Origin of the sequence: Hydrogenimonas sp. (genome assembly GCF_029933015.1) — a bacterium.
Classification (GTDB): Bacteria; Campylobacterota; Campylobacteria; order Campylobacterales; family Hydrogenimonadaceae; genus Hydrogenimonas.
Genome location: NZ_JAOZOZ010000025.1, coordinates 1 through 18,002 on the forward strand (window position 1 = coordinate 1; position 18,002 = coordinate 18,002).

An 18,002-nucleotide genomic window follows, 5' to 3' on the forward strand; every position below is an offset into this window, starting at 1 on the left:
GGAAATCGTGAACCGTGAACGGGTAAAGGTGGCGGCTTCGCCGCTTTCGTTTCAGTTTGCATCAAGCTGACTCATGTCAGCTTTCTCAAAACTCAAAACTCAAAACTCAAAACTCAAAACTCAAAACTCAAAACTACTCGCGCAGATCGTCCAGCGTGCTTCGCAGGGCGGCGAGCTTGTTTTTGACTTCCAGGTACTCCAGCTCCGGTTTGGAGTCGGCGACGACGCCCGCACCGGCCTGGAGGACGATTTCGTCGGGTTTGACGAGCGCGGTGCGGATCGTGATGGAGCTGTCCATGTTGCCGTCGAAGCCGAAGTATCCCACGCTGCCGCTGTAGAATCCCCGTTTGATCCCCTCGAACTCGGCGATCAGCTCCATGGCGCGGATCTTCGGAGCCCCCGTCATCGTGCCGGCGGTGAAGGTGGCTGCGAAGAGGTCGAACATATCCTTGCCGTCGTCGATCTTGGCCTCCACGTCGCTGACCATGTGCATGACGTGGCTGTAGCGCTCCACCCGCATCAGCGCCGTCACTTTGACGGTGCCGGCCTTGGCGACGCGGCCCACGTCGTTGCGTCCCAGATCCACCAGCATGATATGCTCGGCCCGCTCTTTCGGGTCGCTTAGCATCTCCTCCTCCATCCGCTTGTCGTCGTCGAGCGTACGGCCCCGGCGGCGTGTGCCGGCGATGGGGCGAAGGAGGATGTTGCCGTCGGTGAGGCGCACCATCACCTCCGGGGAGCTGCCCGCGATACTGAAATCTTCGTACTCCAGCAGGAAGAGGTAGGGGGAGGGGTTTTTGGAGCGCAGTATCCTATAGAAACTGAAAGGATCGACCTTCGCCTTTTCGGTGTAACGGTTGGACATCAGGATCTGAAAGACATCGCCGCTGCGGATCATCTCCTTGGAGTCCTCGACCATTTTGTGGAAGCGGGCTTCGTCGAAGGCGAACTCGCCCCCCTCGCTTCTTTCGATCGGCTTCATCGTCATATATTCGTAGGGCGACTCGATGAGGTCGATCAGGGCGTCGAAAGTTTCAAAGGTCGATTCGTCGGATGTGACGAGGCTCAGCTCGCTCGTCTTGTGGGAGAAGGCGAGGACGAGACGGGGACGGATCATGTCGAGGTCCGGAATGTGGTCACGGTCCTCCAGCGCGTCCATGAAGGGCCCCAGAACCGGTTCGAAGACTTTGACCATGTCGTAGCCGATATATCCGATGAAACCGTCGAGAAATCCGAGTCCCGTCTCCAGACGTTTGGCTCTGTAGGCTTCACGGTCTATCTTCGCATAGTAGGATTTGAGGAAGGTGAAAGGGTCCTCCTCCATGGCGTGGCGGTTGCCGAGCTCGTCGATATAGGTGGTCTGGTTATCTTTGTAGACGAGGCGCTCTTTCGCCCCGACGAAGATGAAGCTCCAGTTGCCTTCGTCGCTTCCGCCGACACTCTCGAAGAGCATCGTCACGTCGTCTTTGAAATGGTCTCTGACCTTCGCGTACAGTGCCGGCGGCGCGAACTGGTCGAAAAGGATCTTTGTAACGAAAACCATCGCGCTATTTTTTCGTCGTGATGTAGGCGTTCTGGTTGATGCGTTTTTTCACGCGTCCCAGATCGGCTTTCGCGGCCGCTTTGGTGGCATAGGGACCGATCAGCACTTTTTTGTAGGGTTTGCCGGCCCGTGTACCCTCGACGATCACGTAGTGCAGGCCCTCGTTTTCGATCGATTTGAGGAATTTCCTGTTGGGCGGGTACCGGAAAAAGGCTCCGACCTGGATGAAATATCTCCCTTTCGATACCGCCGGTTTGGGCTTGGGCTTCGCTTTTGGCTTTTGTGTGACCGTTTCGGCCGGAGCGGCGGGTTTTTCGATCACCTCTTCGGTGACGGGTGCTTTTTCGGGGGTGGGAGCTTCGGCTTTGGCCCCTTCCGTCGTCGGTTGTTCCTCTTTGACTTTCTCGATCACCTGCTTGACCTGCTCTTCGGCAGGTTGCTCCTCTTCGATGGGAACCTCTTCGAAAAGCGGCTCTTTGGCCGGAGGCTGGGTCTGCACCGTGGGCTCGGGAGGCAGAATGATGGAAGATTGCGGTTTCTCCTCGGGCTGGATCAGACTTTTGGTAACCAGAATGATGATGATAAGCACGAGCAGCAGTATGGCGGCCGCCAGAAGCAGCTTTTTCAGCCCGGATGGTTTTTCCGTCTGTATGATCAGGTTGTCGAGCTCGTTGTTCTCTTCCATGCGTCTCTCCTTCTTTTGCACTTACATATGTTTCGACCAGGCGGCTCCGCGCTCCTTGGCATAGAGTCTGTAGGGGAGTATCAGGATGTTGTACTCCCTGGGCAGATCGGATGTCGGGAACATTCTCCACTCTCTGGGCAGTTTGGTGGCAAGTTTCGTCGACAGAAGCCTGCCGAGCTGGTACGCTTCGGCCAGAGTGGTATGCCCTTTGTGGACATACAGATGCAGATGTCCCGGCGTTTTGGTTTCGTAGGCCGTGAAATTGATGAATCCCTCTTCACGCAGCAGCAGCTGCGCCCGGTGCCAGAAACGTTCCGGATTGCGTCCGTTGTAGTCGAAAACGATATTTTCGACTTTGTCGAACCGGTTGATCAGATCGTGCGCCACGACGATCTCGCCGTCGGCGTGTCTGTTCATGACCATGCGGGTCAGAGGTTCGTCGACACGCTCAAATTTGTTGTAGAAAATCCGACCGTTGTAATTGATCTTGCTGACGATATTGGGTCGCTGGACATAGTAGTGGTCGGTTACAAATTTGATGAGCTGCGTATCGACATTATACATATTTCTCCTTAATAGGTGGGACGGTCGTAGATGACGAATCGTCTCGCGAGTTCCGTCATCTCCTCTTTGATTTTCGCCTGTTTGGCCTCGTTTTCGATATCGTCGAGAACGTCACAGATGGCGTTTGCGATGGTCTCGAACTCCGCCTCTTTCATACCCCGTGCCGTCAGCGCCGGCGAGCCGATACGGATACCGCTGGTCACGAAGGGACTGCGTGTCTCGCCGGGGACCGTGTTTTTGTTGACGGTGATGCCCGCCCGTCCCAGAGCCGCGTCGGCGTCTTTGCCGCTGAAATTCTTGTCGAGGAAGCTCACCAGCACCAGGTGGTTGTCGGTGCCGCCGCTGACGACGTCGTAACCCCGGGCGATCAGGATGTCGGCGAGGATTTTGGCGTTGGCCTTGACCTGGCGGGCGTAGACTTTCCACTCTTCGCTCAGGTTTTTGCCGAATCCCACCGCTTTGGCCGCGATGACGTGCACCAGCGGACCGCCCTGGATACCGGGGAAGATGGCGCTGTTGATCTTTTTGGCCAGATCCTCGTCGTTGGTCAGGATCAGACCGCCGCGGGGACCGCGAAGGGTTTTGTGGGTCGTCGAGGTGACGACGTCGCAGTGGGGAAAGGGGTGTGGATGTTCACCCGCGACGACCAGACCGGCGATATGGGCGATGTCCGCCATCAGCAGCGCTCCGACACTGTCGGCGATCTCGCGGAATCTGGCGAAGTCGATCTCTCTGGCATAGGCGCTGGCGCCGCAGATGATCAGCTTGGGCTTGACGATCTGCGCGATGTCCGCGACACGGTCGTAGTCGATGCGTCCGTCCATCTCGACGCCGTAGGTGAAGCTCTGGTAGTTCTTGCCCGAAAAGCTCACTTTCGCGCCGTGGGTCAGGTGGCCGCCGTGGCTGAGGTCCATGCCCAGAATCTTGTCGCCGGCTTTGAGAAGCGCCGCGTAGACGCCGCCGTTGGCCTGGCTTCCGGAGTGGGGCTGGACGTTGGCGTATTCGCATCCGAAGAGGAGCTTGGCACGGTCGATGGCCAGCTGCTCGACGGCGTCGGCGTATTCGCAGCCGCCGTAGTAGCGCTTGTAGGGGTAGCCTTCGGCGTATTTGTTGGTAAAGACGCTGCCCTGGGCCTCCATCACTTCCGGAAAGGTGAAGTTTTCGCTGGCGATCATTTCGAGGTGATCGGTCTGGCGCTGGAGCTCCTTTTCGATGATGTCGTAGACGATGGAGTCGTTTTGCTGGAGAATGGTCATTGCTCTTCCTCTTTTTCGGTTTTTTCTTCGCTCTGTTCGGACTGGGGTTTTTGCGGACGCATCGCCGGGAACAGGATGACGTCGCGGATCGTGTGCTGATTGGTCAGCAGCATCACGAGGCGGTCGATGCCGATCCCCTCGCCGGCTGTCGGAGGCATGCCGTATCCGAGGGCTTTGACATAGTCTTCGTCCATGTGCATCGCTTCGTCGTCGCTCTCCTTCTGGGCCGCCTGGGCTTTGAAACGCTCGTACTGGTCCAGCGGATCGTTGAGTTCGCTGAAGCCGTTGGCGATCTCTTTGCCGGCGATGAAGAGTTCGAAACGCTCGGCGATTTCCGGATTGTCGTCGCTTCTGCGTGCCAGGGGGCTGATATCGATCGGGAAATGGGTGACGAAGGTGGGATTGATCAGTTTTTCCTCGACGAAAGCGTCGAAAAGCTCACCCCAGAGCTGTCCCTTGCTCAGATGCTCTTCCACTTCGATGCCGTGATCCTTGAGATACTTTTTCATCGCATCCACGTCGTCGAGGATCTCTTCGGGGACACCCCCGATCTCGACCAGGGCCTCTTTGTAGGCGATCCGTTTGAAAGGTGTGGAGAAGTCGATCTCCAGATCCCCGTAGGGGAGCTTTTTCGGCAGCCCAAGCTCTTTGAAGAGATATTCGAAGAGCTTTTCGGTCAGCTCCATCAGATCTTCGTACCGGTGGTAGGCCCAGTAGAATTCGATCATCGTGAATTCCGGGTTGTGGGTGGCGTCCATCCCCTCGTTGCGGAAGTTTCGGTTGATTTCGAAAACCGCTTCGAAACCGCCGACGATCAGCCGTTTGAGATAGAGTTCCGGTGCGATGCGCAGGTATCGGTCTACCCCCAGGGCGTTGTGGTGGGTGATGAAAGGGCGGGCGTTGGCGCCGCCGGGGATCGGGTGCATCATCGGCGTTTCGACTTCGAGAAAGCCGTGTTCTTCGAAGAAGCGGCGGATGAGACTGACGATTTTGCTGCGCATCAGAAAGGTCTTTTTGACCTCCGGGTTCATGATCATGTCGAGATAGCGCTGGCGGTAGCGCAGCTCTTTGTCCTGCAGACCGTGGAACTTTTCGGGCAGCGGCGTGATCGCCTTGGTGACCAGTTCGAGGCGTTTGACGTGCATCGTCAGTTCGCCGGTGCGTGTGATGAAGGGAAAACCGGTGGCGGCGACGATATCGCCCACTTCGATCATCTTTTTGACCGTCTTGAACCACTCGTCTCCCAGGTCGTCACGGCTGAAGTAGATCTGCAGCAGTCCCGTTTCGTCCTCGATCTTGGCGAAGGCCGCCTTTCCCATCAGTCGCAGAAACTTGACACGGCCGGCGACGGTGCAGCTTTCGTCCAGCGCCTCCTTCTCTTCGCTCTCTTTGAGCCAGGCGTACTTTTCCAGAAACTCTTTGTTGGTACACTCTTTGACGACACGGTTCTGATAGGGGTTGATGCCCATTTCACGCAGTTTGTCGGCTTTTTCGATCCGTTGCTGCTGGTATTGATTGTCAAATATCAATCTTCTATTTCCTTTACTGAAAATTTAGCTTTTTCCCTCTTTCTGGCATTCGGGGCAGATCCCGAATATTTTGAGAGAGTGGTCTTCCATGATGAAACCGAACTCTTTGGCGATGCGCTCCTGCTTCTTTTCGATCGCCTCGTCAAAAAATTCCAGAATTTTACCACAATTTGTGCAGATGATATGGTCGTGGTGCGCCTTGATGCCGAGCTCGTATTTCTTGCCCTGGGTTCCGAAGGAGATGGAGGTGACGATGCCGGCGTTTTCAAGAAGGGAGAGGGTCCGATAGACCGTGGCGATGCCGGTGTTGAGCTCCGGGCTCTCTTTTTTTATGAGCTGGTAGAGCTCTTCGGGCGTGAAGTGGCCGGGATGGGTGTAGAGGGTATGGAGAATCACTTCCCGCTGCTTGGTGAATTTCAGGTTGTTGGATCGCAAAAGCTGTTTGAACTGCGTCAACAGCGTTTCGTAGGAGATGAGGGGTTTCGTGGCGACCTTGTTCTCTTGCTTCATTGGGAGCCTTTTTCGCTGTTCTTTTCCTTTTTTTCTATCTCTATTTTATCTTTTTTGATGAAGGATTCGGCCTCTTTTTTCATGATCTCGCCCTTTTTCACGATTCCTGCGGGATCGATGTGGACGATCGTCTCACCCGCTTTGATGAACCAGGGGTAGAGGCGGCTCGTTTGCAGAAATTCGGCCGTATTCTTTTTCACGATCTCGATCTGGGAAAGGGAAAAAACGATCACGGCGAGAATGACGAAAACTTTGGCCGCAGCGAAAACGAAACCGAAAAGTCTGTCGACGGGGCCGGACCCGGAGATCGAGAGAAATTTGGTGACGGCGACACCGATCACGATAAATCCCAGCCAGGTCGCAGAGAGAATGAGAAGAAATCCTATCAGGTTGAGGGCGGAGACCGAATCGACGGGGACCAGATGGGCCCCGAGCCATGCGCCGAAATCTTTCGCGAAGAGCGATCCCATCCAGATGCCGGCTATCATTCCGATCAGTCCAGAGAGTTCCCTGACCAGACCGTTGAAGATCCCTTTGATGCCTATGAAAATGATAAGTGCCGCCGTGACGGCATCGAACCAGTTGAACTCCATTTCAGCGAATCACCAGCCTGTCTTTTCCTGTCCGTTTCGCCTCGTAAAGGGCGGCGTCGGCGCGTTCGATCATGCTTTCGAGGGTATCGCCCTTCTGATGCTCGGTCAGTCCCATGCTCAGTGTGATATGTATCACCTGGTTTTTGTAGATCAGTTTGTTGTCGCGGACCAGTTTCATGATCCTTTCGGCCACGTTGACCGCCTGCTCTTTGGTCGCGCGATTGAAAAGTATCAGAAACTCTTCTCCACCGTAGCGGTAGGCTCTGTCGTATTCGCGGATCGACGATTTGAAGAGTTTCGCCAGCAGTATCAGCACCTTGTCCCCTGCGATATGGCCGAACCGGTCGTTGACCTTTTTGAAATCGTCCGCGTCGATCATCAGGGCTACGATGTTGAGATTGCGTTCGTCGGAGTGTCTGAGCAGCTCCCTGCCGTCGATTTCCAGCGCTTTGCGGTTGAAAAGTTTGGTGAGCGGATCGATGTTGGACTGTTTCTGGAGCTCTTCTATCTCGCTCTCGAGGGATTTGATGATGTCGTTGGCGTGTTGCAGCTCCTCCATCAGATCCTGCTGGAAAGCTTCGAAACGGTTTCTGAAGGTCTGAACGTCGATCTCGTTCTTCTCTTCGCTGATACGTTCGATTTCGATGGTATGGGATTCGGTGATGCCCTGCAGATTGTTGTTGGTCTGTTTGAAGGTGTCGATACTCTGTTGGGCGATATCCAGACAGCGTTTCGACCTCTTCTCCATCTTGGTTTCGATGAACTCGTCGAGATCCATCGAAAATCCCGACTTTTTCAGCTCGTCGAAGAAAGTGTTGATGACCTCTTTGATCATCTCCGCCGCATCCGCGCCTTTTTCTTTTTTCTCCGCGATGGATCGGTCGATCTCTTCACAACTTTTTCGGATCACTTCGGCGATATTGTCTGTTGCTGGCATTGGATTCTCCCGGTAATAACTCGTCAATTATAGGTAAAAATAGCTGAAATGCAAAGATTGCCTCTATTCAAATATCGGGAAAAGGAGGAGAAATGTAAAAAAGAACATTTCTCCATTGAAAAACAGGGTCGTTTATTTGTGGAGATCTTTGAAAAATTCAGAAACCATAAAAGCCATTTCGAGGGCCTGGTTGGCGTTGAGCCGCGGGTCGCACTGGGTATGGTAGCGGTCGCTCAGGGCATCGACCGTGATTTTGCAGCTCTGGCTGCCGGTACATTCGGTGACATCCTCGCCGGTCATCTCCAGGTGGAGTCCGCCCGCGACGGTTCCCTCGGCTTTGTGGATCTGGAAGAACTTCTTCACTTCGGCCAGAACGTTGTGGAATTCGCGGGTCTTGATGCCTGTATCGGTTTTGATCGTGTTGCCGTGCATCGGGTCGCAGCTCCATACGACATTTTTCCCTTCGCGGGTGACACGCTTCAGAAGCGGCGGGAAGAGCTCTTCGACCTTGTCGGCCCCCATACGGACGATCAGCGTCAGGCGTCCGGGAATGTTTTCCGGATTGAGGCGGTCGATCAGTTCGATCAGCTCGTCCTCTTTCATGCTCGGTCCCACTTTGACACCCACCGGGTTTTTGATACCACGGAAAAACTCGATATGGGCACCGTCGAGCTCCCGGGTCCTGTCGCCGATCCAGAGCATATGGGCCGAACAGTCGTACCAGTCTCCCGTCAGAGAGTCGATGCGTGTCAACGCCTCTTCATAATTCAGAAGCAGCGCTTCGTGGGAGGTGTAGAGGACCGTCTCGTGCAGCTGCGGCGTGTTTTCGGGCGTGATGCCGCAGGCGGCGATGAAATCCATCGCCTGGGTGATCTTTTCGGCCAGCTCCTCGTAACGCTTCCCGAGGGCCTTGCCCTTGACGAAATCGAGGTTCCATGTGTGGACCTTGGTCAGATCCGCCATTCCGCCTCTGGCGAAGGCGCGCAGAAGGTTGAGGGTGGCGGCGGACTGGTAGTAGGCTTTGACCAGCTTTTCGGGTTTGGGTTCTCTCGCTTCCGGCGCGAAGTCGGCGTCGTTGACGATGTCGCCGCGGTAGCTTGGAAGCTGGACGTCACCCTTGGCTTCGAAATCGGAGCTTCTCGGTTTCGCGAACTGTCCGGCGATGCGTCCGACTTTGACGACCGGCTTGCCGCTGGAGTAGGTCATGACGACCGCCATCTGCATCATCACCTTGAAGAGGTTTTTGATCGTGTCGGCGTTGAAGGCGTTGAAACTTTCGGCGCAGTCGCCGCCCTGCAGCAGAAACGCCTTGCCTTCGGTCACGTCGGCCAGCTTCTCCTGGAGGCTGCGCGCCTCTTCCGCGAAGATCAGCGGCGGAAACTTTTCAAGCTCTTTCTCTATGCGTTTGACCGCTTCGGGGTCTTTGTAAATGGGTTGCTGTTTGATCGGGAAATCTCTCCAGCTCGAGGGGCTCCACGTACTCATTGCTTCCGTCCTTAAAAAATTTGCGCAATCATACCATAAAAAAGGAAACAATCGGATGATAAAAATTATCGGAAGAGTTCTCCACAGCTTCCGGTCAAACGTGCGGAAGCCGTGGCGCGAAGGGCCGGGAGCGTGTCAGATGTGCTGGAGCGCCTTGATGAGTTCGTCGGGGCGTGTGGAGAAGCGGAGCGCTTCGGATTTTTCGATGATGTGACCCTTGACGAGTTTCACCATGATCTGGGTCTGGGTCTGCATGCCGCTTTCGCCCTGACCCAGCTGCATCTGGCTGTAGATCTGGTGGACCTTGTCTTCGCGGATCAGGTTGGCGATGGCGGGGTTGGTGATGAGGATCTCCGGCACCGCGATACGGCCGCCGCCGATTTTCGGCAGAAGCGCCTGGGAGATGACGGCGACCAGGGAGGTGGAGAGCTGGGCCCGGACCTGGGGCTGCTCGTCACCGCTGAAGACGTCGATGATACGGTTGACCGTCTGGGATGCGGAGTTGGTGTGGAGGGTGCCGAAGACCAGGTGGCCGGTTTCCGCCGCCGTCAGGGCCGCCGCGATCGTCTCTTTGTCCCGCATCTCACCGATCAGAATGACGTCGGGGTCTTCCCGCAGGGCGTATTTGAGCGCCGCGGCGAAAGAGTCGGTGTCGGTGCCGATGTTGCGGTGGGAGAAGAGGGACTGGTTGTTTTCGTGGACGAATTCGATCGGATCCTCGATCGTGATGACGTGTTTGCGTTCGGTCATGTTGATTTCGTTGAGCATCGCCGCCAGGGTCGTCGATTTACCGCTTCCCGTGGGTCCCGTGACGAGGATGAGCCCCTTCTCCCGCTGGATCAGCTTCTTGTAGATCTGGGGCGCTTCCAGGTCGTCGATGCTGGGAATATGGGTCGGAATCACACGAAACGCCGCCGCCACGTCTCCCATGGTCCGGTAGTAGTTGGCACGGAAACGTCCCACTTCGGGAATCTGGATGGCGAAGTCGAGCTCCTTGTGCTCCTCGAAGGCCTTCTTCTGCTTCTCGGTGATGATCGAGTAGCACATCTGCTCGATCGCTTCACCGTCGAGTTTGGGAAGGTTGAGGGGGACGAGTTTGCCGTCGATACGGATCTGCGGTTCGCTGCGGCTGACGAGGTGCAGGTCGCTCGCTTTGTAGGCGACGACGTTTTTCAGAAGTTTTCTTATATCGGGCGCGACATTGCTCATAAAAACAGTTCCTTGTAGATGGATTCGTTGTAGCCCACGACCACTCTGCCGTCGTCGGTCTCGACGACCGGGCGTTTGATGAGCGTGTTCTCTTTGCAGAGCCACTCTCTTTTGCCGTCGTCGTCGAGACCGAGCTCTTTGAGTTTCAGGGTGCGGTAGGTGGTTCCCCGGGTGTTGAAAAGCTTCTCCACGGGGACCTGCTTCAGCCAGCGGTCGATCGTTTCGCACGAAACGGGCGTTACTCTAAAATCGACCAAATCGAAATCGATGTTATGGGATTTGAAGAATCGGACCGCTTTGCGGACCGCGTCGCAGTTTTTGATGCCGTAGATTTTCATCGGCTATTCGATGATGCTGGGCACGACGAAGTAGTCGTCTTTCGCTTTCGGGGCGTTTTCGAGGATGATTTCACGGACTTCCGGATTTTCGTCGGGCGTGTCTTCGCGCATCGGCGTGCCGCCTTCGAGGGTACTGAAGGAGGGATCGAGGTTTTCGGTGTCGAGTTCGCCGAGGATGTCGACGAATCCGACGATCTTTTCGAGCTCTTCGATCATCTCCGCCCTTTTCCCCTCTTCGATCTTCAGCATCGAGAGTTTTTCGAGCCGTTGCAGCATCGCGTCGTCAAATTTCATGCGTTTGGGTCCCTTTCGAACTTTTTAACTTTAGTTTTGATATGATATCACACTAATTTTTAATGCCTTTTAAATGGGAGCAGACGTGAGTATCAAAGAGCAGATGGAGTATGCGAAAGAGGAGCTGACGCAGGACGAGAAACTTCTGGCCGGACTGATCAAGGCGGAGCGTTTCTACAAGCGCAACAAAACGATGATTCTGGCACTGGTCGCCATCCTGGTTTTCGGCGGTGTGGGCTACGGTGTCATGGGGTATATGAAAGAGCAGAAGCTGCTGACCGCCAACGAAGCCTTTCTGGCTCTGAAGGCCGATCCGACGGACAAGAAGGCACTGGAGACGCTAAAGAAGGAGAATCCCGCGCTGGCGGAACTCGTTTTGGCCGACCGGGCGATCAGAGAGGGCGATACAAAAACCCTCGAGCGACTCGAGTCGAGCAAGGATCCGGTCGTGGCGGACCTGGCGTCCTATCACCTCGGTGTGCTGGAGAAACGTGCCGACGTGCTGAAAAACTACCGGATGAAAAGCGGTGCGCTTCTGAAAGATTTCGCCCTTTTCGACGAAGCCTATCTCCTGATGAAAGAGGGTAAAGTGAAAGAAGCCAGAGAGAGACTGGCGATGATTACGGAGAATTCGCCGCTCAAACCGGTCGCGAAGATGCTGGGACACTACGGAATCGCCGCGGACAAAGGGACGAAATGATCCGTTTCCCGTTTTCGGCGTTTCTGATAGCGCTTTTTCTGCTTTTCAATACAGGCTGCAGCGAAAAAAACTATTTCGAACCCGAGAATGTCGAGGGATCGGTCAACTACGACGGTGAGCTTCCGGCGCCGATCGTCGAGGTGGGTTACGAAGCCGCCACGCTCGAGAACGGACAGGTCGTCACCAAAGCGGGCCTGCAGTCCTACCGCCTGCCCGAAGGGTACCGCTACATCGCCCAGAGCGGCACGCTCGTCGCCGCGGCCGGCGACTGCAGGCCCAACATCATCTACAACACCGAAACGAACGAAACGGTCACGGTCGATCTGCCCAGAAGGCTGCTCGCGGCCCTTTTCATTCCCGGAACCGAAAATATCGCCTTTCTGATCGAAGGCAACAGTTACGGTATCTACGACTACGGTGCGAAGAAGATCGTGGCCAAATACGCTTCCGACCAGGCGGTGACCGCCGATATACGCATCGCCAACCCGATGATGCTCGAACAGCTTGTGCTCATCCCGACACTCGACGGCAAACTGGTGATTCTCAACAAGACGACGGGGGAGAAGGTCAGAGAGATCATCGTCGGCAAGGGGGAAGAGTTCAACAACATCATCTTCCTCGACGTTATCGGCAACCGTCTCGTCGCGGCCACGCCCCACAGGATCATCTCCGTCAGTCCCAAGCTGATGGATGCCCAGTCGATGGAGATCAGCGATGTCATCTTCGTCGCCGACGGCATCTATATCCTGGCAAAAGACGGCAACATCTACCACTGCGATACCGATCTGAAGATCCTTCACTCCCTCAAATTCCCCTTCGCCCACTTTGTCGGGGCGATCTACGGAGAGTTCATCTACGTCATCGAGAGGGAAGGGTATGTCATAGCCACCGACCAGATTCTCTCCACTTCCAACGTATTCGAGATACCCGACAGGATCGACGACTGGCTTTTTACGACCGAAGATGCGCTCTACTACAAACGGTACTATTTCAAACTTCATGCCGATGTGCAGGAGAGTGGAAACGAAGCCGTCACCGAAGAGCGGAAGGGTGGTGCGGCTGAGAGTGCCGCCGAAGAGCGGGAGATCTCCGCCGAAGCTTCCGTGAAGGAGGAGAGTGACGATCTCTCCACGCAGAAGAGTGGTGAGGAGGAGGAATCCTGGTTCTCCGATATATGGAACGCACTGAAAAAGATGACGGAACCCGACGAAAACGAAGACAGCGTCAAAGAGGCCGAATAGTGATGAAAGAGGTGATGGAACCGCTGCAGGCCGGCGGTCTTCTTTTCAAACGGTTCGAACCCTTTTCGCTCAGGACGATCGGAAGCCGGAAACGGATCGGGGTCTATCACGGTGTCGATCTCGAGAACCGCTACACCCTCGTCTTCGTCGTGGAAAAAAAGAGCCGGGTGCTGCAGAAAGAGGTACGGGAGTGGCTGGAGATCAAATCGAAGATCGAGCACCATTACGGCTACAGGATTCTGCAGAACGTTCTGCTGCTGAGGGCTCCCATCTGTTCGAAGGCGAAAGCTCTCCTCGAGGCGGAAGGGTGGAGCGTCATCGCCGTATGATCCTCTGCGATATCGGCAACAGCCGGATGCACCTCTACGACGGCGAAAGCGTGATCCACTGCTCCCACGAGGAGGGGATCGCACGGTACGGTGAAAGGGACGATCTCTTTTTCATCTGTGTCAACGAGGCCGTTCGCAGAGAGATCGAAGCGAGGAACCTTCCCTGGACCGATCTGAGTGACAGGCACCTGCTCGAGACGGAGTACGCGGGGCTTGGAATCGACCGTGAAGCGGCCTGTCTCGGGGTCGTAGAGGGTGTCGTCATCGATGCGGGCAGCGCCATCACGGTGGACGTGATGGAGAGAGGCAGACATCTGGGGGGATGGATCTGGCCCGGCATCCGGGCGATGCTGGAGAGTTACCGGAACATTTCCGAAAAGCTCGCCGTTTCACTCAACCCCGAAGTTTCGCTGGATCGCCTTCCCCTCGATACCCGGGATGCGCTCAGCTTCGCGATTCTGGCCCCCGTCAAAGCGCTGGTGGAGAGATACGCACCGGGAAAGAGAGTCGTCGTCACCGGAGGCGACGCCACCATCGTGGCCAAAGTGCTGCCCGGTGCCGAGATCGACGAGAAGGTCGTCTTCGAAGGAATGAAAAAACTGATAAAGGATAACGAGTGCTGACAGTCGCATTGCCCAAAGGAAGGATCGCCGAAGAGACGCTGGAGATTTTCGGAACGATTTTCGGAGACGAGTTCAGATTCGAATCGCGCAAACTGATTCTCGATATGGGAGGGTTCCGTTTCCTCCTCGTTAGAAACCAGGATGTACCGACCTATGTGGCCCATCAGGCGGCCGATATCGGTGTCGTGGGACTGGATGTCATCGAAGAGCAGGGGCTCGATATCGTGCGTCTGCTCGATCTTGGAATCGGCCGCTGCAAAGTGGCCGTCGGCATTCGTAACGAGGACGAAATCGACTGGAGCAGGCCCAACATGAAAGTCGCCTCCAAAATGGTCAACATCACCCGCAACTACTTCAGCAAAAAGGCGATGGGCGTGGAGGTGATCAAGCTCTACGGCTCCATCGAGCTGGCACCCCTGGTGGGGCTCGCCGACGCGATCGTCGATATCGTCGAGACGGGCACGACGATGAAAGAGAACGGTCTGAAGGTGGCCGAGACGATCATGGAATCGAGTGCCCATCTCATCGCCAACAAACACAGTTTCCTGGCCAAGAAGAGCGAAATCATGGAACTCTACACCCAGATGGAAAAGGTCGTGCGTGGGGCTTGAGCTCTATGCCGACATCGAACCGCTTCTCGGTTTCGATGAGGAGATCCGGAGTCTCTACGATCTTTACATCGAGATTCTCCAAAGCTGGGAGCCCGCTTCGCTCATCGATATCGGATGCGGAAGCGGGGCCTTTCTGGCGAAAGCGAAAGAGGCTCTGCAGCCGGAGCGTGCCTACGGTGTCGACCTGAGCGAAAAGATGGTACGGCGTGCCCGGGAGGCCGGTGTGGAGGCGGAGAGGATCGATCTGTGCGAGGTAGAAGGCCGTTTCGACGCCGCCACCGCCGTCTTCGACGTGCTCAACTACCTTCCCCCAAAGGAGCTCGTCAGATTTCTCGGCTGCGTCGAAAAGATCCTCGTACCCGGCGGCGTTTTCATCGCCGATATCAATACCCTCTTCGGATTCGAGGAGGTCGCTCCCGGCGCTCTCGTGCGCTCCTTCGAAGAGAAGTTCCTGGCCCTCGACTCCATCTTCGAGGATGGTGTCCTCGAAACGAGAATCGACTATTTCGAAACGGAAAAAGAGGGTCGCTACGTGCGCAGGAGCGACACGATTGTGCAGTATTACCACCGCCCCGAAGAGATCGCGCGGATGAGCGGTCTGGAGCTGATCCAGAGCTATCCGCTCAGAATGTATGCCGACGAACCGGACAAAGAGATACTCCTTTTCAAAAAACGATGATCGCGGCCTTCGACGTCTCCTACTCCGACAAGAAGGCGTGTGCCGCCGCCGTGACGTTTGACCGCTTCGACGCTTCCGAACCGACGGCCGAATACTCCGCCACTTTCCCGGTGCAGAGCGACTACATTCCCGGAGAGTTCTACAGGCGCGAACTTCCTCCGATCGTGGCTTTGATCGAAAAATACGACATCAGACCGGATATCGTCGTGATCGACGGATACGTTTTTCTAGACGGCATCGAAAAACCGGGCCTCGGAGCCCGGCTCTACGAATATCTGCATGCAAAAGTTCCCGTCATCGGCGTCGCGAAAAACCGTTTCAAAGATCTGCCCGAAGGTTTCGCCGTCTATCGAAAAGGGAGTATCAAACCCCTTTACGTCACATCGGTCGGGATCGATTTGGAGCGAGCGAAACAGGCCGTCGTCTCGATGCATGGAAACCATCGGATTCCTGCGATGCTCAAACGGGTGGATCTTCTGAGTCGGAGCTGTTTCAGGACATCGGAATGAGTACGGGTTCTGGATAGGAGAGAAATAGGCGAGGGGAAAGGTCGTTTCGGAAAGTCCCGCGCAAGGATGCGCGGGAGAATAGAGATTACTTGATCTCTTCGAAAGGATTGGGGATGACGCGCTTGTGGTCGACCACGTAGGGTACGAGTGCCGCGGCGCGTGCACGTTTGATCGCTTTTTCGACCATCTCCTGATGGCGTTTGCAGTTGCCTGTCAGGCGGCGGGGCATGATTTTGTAGCGCTCGCTGAGGCTCGCTTTGATGCTGCTCAGATCTTTGTAGTCGATGAATTCGACTTTCGCTTCACAGTATTTGCAGTATCTTTTGGAGTATTTTCTTCTTTCAGCCATGGTGTTTCCTTTTTCTGTTCGTCTTGATTAAAATGGTATATCGTCTTCGTCGATGTCGATTTCGGGCAGTTCCTGAACCGGCTTGGGCTGCTGGGCGGGCTGCTGCGGCGGCGTATAGCTCTGCTGCGGCTGCTGTCCTCCGCCGTACCCGGCACTCGGCTCGCTGTGGCCTCCCTGTGAAGGCTGCTGCGTGTACCCTTCGTTTTCGCCCTTGCGGTCGAGCATCTTGAGGTTCTCCACCGTGATCGAGTGGCGGCTGCGTTTCTGTCCGCTCTGGTCGGTCCACTGCTCGAGCGTGAGGCGCCCTTCGATGAGTACGCGGCTTCCCTTGCGGAGGTACTGGTTGGCCACTTCGGCCGAGCGGCCCCAGACGGTGAAGTCGATGAACATCGTCTCGTCTTTCTGCATGCCGCTGGCGTCTTTGTAGCGCCGGTTGGTGGCGATGCCGCACTTGGCGAGCGCCTGTCCGCTGGGAAGGTAGCGAAGCTCCACGTCCCTGGTGAGGTTGCCGATCAGGATGACCTTGTTGAACATCGATTAGCCTTGGTTTTCAGTTATGCAGTTTCACCTGCAGTTTCGGCCGCTTTCGCAGCTTCCGCTTTTTTCGCGCTGGCCGCACCCGCTTTGTTGACGAGGTTCTGCCATGCGCCGATCTCTTTTTTGTTTTCGTATTTGACGTTCATATAGCGGATGATGTCTTCGTTGTATCGGAAATTTCTTTCGAGTTCTTTGATCAGGCTGCTGGGAGCCGTGTAGTAGATGACGTAGTAGTATCCGCGCTGATTCTTGTCGATCTCGTAGGCGAGCTTGCGCATGCCCCAGTCGAATTCGCCGGCGATTTCGGCACCGTTCTTTTCCAGAATCGACTTGACGTTGTCGATCTGCGCTTTGATCTCTTCTTCCGTCAGTGTCGGTTTGACGACGAAGAGTGTCTCGTAATGTCTTGTCATAAGGTGTTCTCCTTGTGGTATTAGCCCTTGTGGTTTGTCTCCTTCGATTTCTCGTCGATCGAAAGAAAGAGCAAAGAGCATCGCGATTCTACCCTAAGAAAGATTTAATTTTTATTAAGATCGACAACAAGAGTGTCTCTTTCTGGCTGGAGCCTCCTGCCGTCTTGATGGCGAGTTCCCCTTCGGCCAGGGCATCGAAGATACGGTCGAAGAGAGGAAGAGGGATTTTGATGGCCAGCTGGGCGCGCTGCTGCTCCAACTGCCGGGGAAGGCGGTAGCCCAGGATCGCGGCCGAATCGGGAGCGCCGTGGAGCTTGATGTAGAGATGAAACATGAAGAGCTGGTCGACGAAATACTGAATGGCACGCAAAATGGCGAATTCGTCCTCCCCGAGCTGTTGCATCTGGGGAAGAATCTCCGTCAGCGGCTTTCTGGAAAAGAGTGCGAAGAGAAAGGTGTCCATCGCCATCGGCGCCAGGGAGAAGACATGTTCGTCGATCTCCTTGGCGCCGATGGGCCCCTCCAGTATCGCGAGCCGGTTCAGCTCGTTGACGGCCATGGAGAGATTGAGATTGAGCGCCATCAGCAGATGCTCGATGGCGTACCGGTCGATCTCTATTCCCATCTCCACGGCTCTTTTTTGCAGGATGTCGGCCGCTTCCCGCAGGTTGGGCGGAAAGAAACGCACATGCTCGGCATGCGCCTTTTTGGAAAAGGCCGACGTCATCGTCTTGAAGTCGCTGCCGGTATAGATATAGAGAAAGAAGTTGTTGGCGTTGCGGTAGGCCAGGTCGATCAGGTGGACCAGCTCCTTTTTGGGGATCTTCCTGTCGCTTCGGACGACGAGCAGGTTCAGGTCGCCGAAGAGAGAGCTCTGCCCCAGATAGTTCTTGGCCGTCTGGAAATCGTACTCGTCGAAGTAGAGTTTGAGCATCCCCTCCCGGGCGCCGCTTCTGTCGATGAAGGCTTCGGCGGCCGTGTCGATGTAGTAGTCGTTGTCGCCGTAGAGCATCAGGGATTTGGGAATGGCACCCGATGCCAGAAGCTGGTCGAATTCTCGTTTGTACA

At 55.6% G+C, this 18,002-nt stretch carries 23 protein-coding genes; 7 read left to right on the forward strand and 16 right to left on the reverse strand.

Going from position 1 to position 18,002, the window contains the following annotated elements; translation table 11 throughout:
• Positions 1 to 133: 133 nt before the first annotated feature.
• The 12 genes from Q1K23_RS03150 to gatC all read right to left on the reverse strand — a co-directional run bounded on the left by Q1K23_RS03150 (position 134) and on the right by gatC (position 10,943).
• The gene (locus Q1K23_RS03150; protein ID WP_300362270.1) at positions 134 to 1,543 is read right to left on the reverse strand and encodes an anthranilate synthase component I family protein; all 1,410 of its coding nucleotides are present in this window, start codon (positions 1,541 to 1,543) and stop codon (positions 134 to 136) included.
• A gap of 4 nt (positions 1,544 to 1,547) precedes the next feature.
• Positions 1,548 to 2,228 carry an SPOR domain-containing protein gene (locus tag Q1K23_RS03155; RefSeq protein ID WP_300362273.1) on the reverse strand — a complete coding sequence of 227 codons (681 nt, stop codon included), beginning with the start codon at positions 2,226 to 2,228 and terminating at the stop codon, positions 1,548 to 1,550.
• 21 nt (positions 2,229 to 2,249) lie between these two features.
• A complete protein-coding gene (locus Q1K23_RS03160) occupies positions 2,250 to 2,792 on the reverse strand; it encodes a DUF1882 domain-containing protein (RefSeq protein WP_300362275.1) in 543 nt (180 codons plus the stop codon).
• Positions 2,793 to 2,800: 8 nt separating this feature from the next.
• Positions 2,801 to 4,048 carry a serine hydroxymethyltransferase gene (locus tag Q1K23_RS03165; RefSeq protein ID WP_300362278.1) on the reverse strand — a complete coding sequence of 416 codons (1,248 nt, stop codon included), beginning with the start codon at positions 4,046 to 4,048 and terminating at the stop codon, positions 2,801 to 2,803.
• Positions 4,045 to 5,577 (reverse strand): lysine--tRNA ligase, encoded by a 1,533-nt coding sequence (gene lysS / locus Q1K23_RS03170; RefSeq protein WP_300362280.1) that lies wholly within the window; start codon positions 5,575 to 5,577, stop codon positions 4,045 to 4,047. The genes Q1K23_RS03165 and lysS overlap by 4 nt, the downstream gene beginning before the upstream one ends.
• A gap of 24 nt (positions 5,578 to 5,601) precedes the next feature.
• Positions 5,602 to 6,087: a transcriptional repressor gene (locus tag Q1K23_RS03175; protein WP_300362283.1), complete on the reverse strand. Its 486-nt coding sequence runs from the start codon at positions 6,085 to 6,087 to the stop codon at positions 5,602 to 5,604.
• A complete protein-coding gene (locus tag Q1K23_RS03180; RefSeq protein ID WP_300362285.1) occupies positions 6,084 to 6,680 on the reverse strand; it encodes a CvpA family protein in 597 nt (198 codons plus the stop codon). Before Q1K23_RS03180 ends, Q1K23_RS03175 begins: the two co-directional genes overlap by 4 nt.
• 1 nt (position 6,681) lies before the next feature.
• Complete coding sequence (locus Q1K23_RS03185; RefSeq protein ID WP_300362288.1) at positions 6,682 to 7,617, reverse strand: GGDEF domain-containing protein; 936 nt, start codon at positions 7,615 to 7,617, stop codon at positions 6,682 to 6,684.
• Between the two features lie 132 nt (positions 7,618 to 7,749).
• Complete coding sequence (locus Q1K23_RS03190) at positions 7,750 to 9,102, reverse strand: class II 3-deoxy-7-phosphoheptulonate synthase (protein ID WP_300362291.1); 1,353 nt, start codon at positions 9,100 to 9,102, stop codon at positions 7,750 to 7,752.
• A gap of 135 nt (positions 9,103 to 9,237) precedes the next feature.
• On the reverse strand, positions 9,238 to 10,311 hold the full coding sequence (locus tag Q1K23_RS03195; RefSeq protein ID WP_300362294.1) for a type IV pilus twitching motility protein PilT: 1,074 nt from the start codon (positions 10,309 to 10,311) through the stop codon (positions 9,238 to 9,240).
• Positions 10,308 to 10,649 (reverse strand): arsenate reductase family protein, encoded by a 342-nt coding sequence (locus tag Q1K23_RS03200; protein ID WP_300362296.1) that lies wholly within the window; start codon positions 10,647 to 10,649, stop codon positions 10,308 to 10,310. The genes Q1K23_RS03195 and Q1K23_RS03200 overlap by 4 nt, the downstream gene beginning before the upstream one ends.
• A 3-nt stretch (positions 10,650 to 10,652) precedes the next feature.
• Complete coding sequence (gene gatC, locus Q1K23_RS03205) at positions 10,653 to 10,943, reverse strand: Asp-tRNA(Asn)/Glu-tRNA(Gln) amidotransferase subunit GatC (RefSeq protein ID WP_300362299.1); 291 nt, start codon at positions 10,941 to 10,943, stop codon at positions 10,653 to 10,655.
• 85 nt (positions 10,944 to 11,028) lie between these two features.
• Here gatC and Q1K23_RS03210 point away from each other — a divergent pair, with 85 nt between their 5' ends.
• From Q1K23_RS03210 to Q1K23_RS03240, 7 genes are read left to right on the forward strand one after another with little or no spacing between them, the layout of a single operon-like run.
• Positions 11,029 to 11,643 (forward strand): hypothetical protein, encoded by a 615-nt coding sequence (locus Q1K23_RS03210; RefSeq protein ID WP_300362302.1) that lies wholly within the window; start codon positions 11,029 to 11,031, stop codon positions 11,641 to 11,643.
• On the forward strand, positions 11,640 to 12,884 hold the full coding sequence (locus Q1K23_RS03215) for a hypothetical protein (protein WP_300362305.1): 1,245 nt from the start codon (positions 11,640 to 11,642) through the stop codon (positions 12,882 to 12,884). The genes Q1K23_RS03210 and Q1K23_RS03215 overlap by 4 nt, the downstream gene beginning before the upstream one ends.
• Positions 12,885 to 12,886: 2 nt before the next feature.
• Positions 12,887 to 13,213, forward strand: a complete 327-nt coding sequence (locus Q1K23_RS03220; protein WP_300362306.1) for a hypothetical protein — start codon at positions 12,887 to 12,889, stop codon at positions 13,211 to 13,213.
• The gene (locus Q1K23_RS03225) at positions 13,192 to 13,836 is read left to right on the forward strand and encodes a type III pantothenate kinase (protein ID WP_300362308.1); all 645 of its coding nucleotides are present in this window, start codon (positions 13,192 to 13,194) and stop codon (positions 13,834 to 13,836) included. The genes Q1K23_RS03220 and Q1K23_RS03225 overlap by 22 nt, the downstream gene beginning before the upstream one ends.
• Positions 13,830 to 14,447, forward strand: coding sequence for an ATP phosphoribosyltransferase (gene hisG, locus Q1K23_RS03230; protein WP_300362310.1), 618 nt, complete (start codon positions 13,830 to 13,832; stop codon positions 14,445 to 14,447). Before Q1K23_RS03225 ends, hisG begins: the two co-directional genes overlap by 7 nt.
• Entirely contained in the window at positions 14,437 to 15,126 is a 690-nt protein-coding gene (locus Q1K23_RS03235) for a class I SAM-dependent methyltransferase (protein WP_300362313.1), read from the forward strand. The genes hisG and Q1K23_RS03235 overlap by 11 nt, the downstream gene beginning before the upstream one ends.
• Positions 15,123 to 15,635 carry an endonuclease V gene (locus Q1K23_RS03240; protein ID WP_300362316.1) on the forward strand — a complete coding sequence of 171 codons (513 nt, stop codon included), beginning with the start codon at positions 15,123 to 15,125 and terminating at the stop codon, positions 15,633 to 15,635. Before Q1K23_RS03235 ends, Q1K23_RS03240 begins: the two co-directional genes overlap by 4 nt.
• 85 nt (positions 15,636 to 15,720) lie before the next feature.
• Here the strand turns inward: Q1K23_RS03240 and rpsR are convergent, their stop codons facing one another.
• From rpsR to holA, 4 genes are all read right to left on the reverse strand, one after another.
• Positions 15,721 to 15,984 carry a 30S ribosomal protein S18 gene (gene rpsR, locus Q1K23_RS03245; protein ID WP_300362319.1) on the reverse strand — a complete coding sequence of 88 codons (264 nt, stop codon included), beginning with the start codon at positions 15,982 to 15,984 and terminating at the stop codon, positions 15,721 to 15,723.
• A gap of 27 nt (positions 15,985 to 16,011) precedes the next feature.
• A complete protein-coding gene (locus Q1K23_RS03250) occupies positions 16,012 to 16,518 on the reverse strand; it encodes a single-stranded DNA-binding protein (RefSeq protein WP_300362321.1) in 507 nt (168 codons plus the stop codon).
• 20 nt (positions 16,519 to 16,538) lie between these two features.
• Complete coding sequence (gene rpsF / locus Q1K23_RS03255) at positions 16,539 to 16,934, reverse strand: 30S ribosomal protein S6 (RefSeq protein ID WP_300362323.1); 396 nt, start codon at positions 16,932 to 16,934, stop codon at positions 16,539 to 16,541.
• Between the two features lie 88 nt (positions 16,935 to 17,022).
• The coding region (gene holA, locus Q1K23_RS03260) for a DNA polymerase III subunit delta (RefSeq protein WP_300362326.1) at positions 17,023 to 18,002 on the reverse strand (980 nt) is incomplete at its 5' end.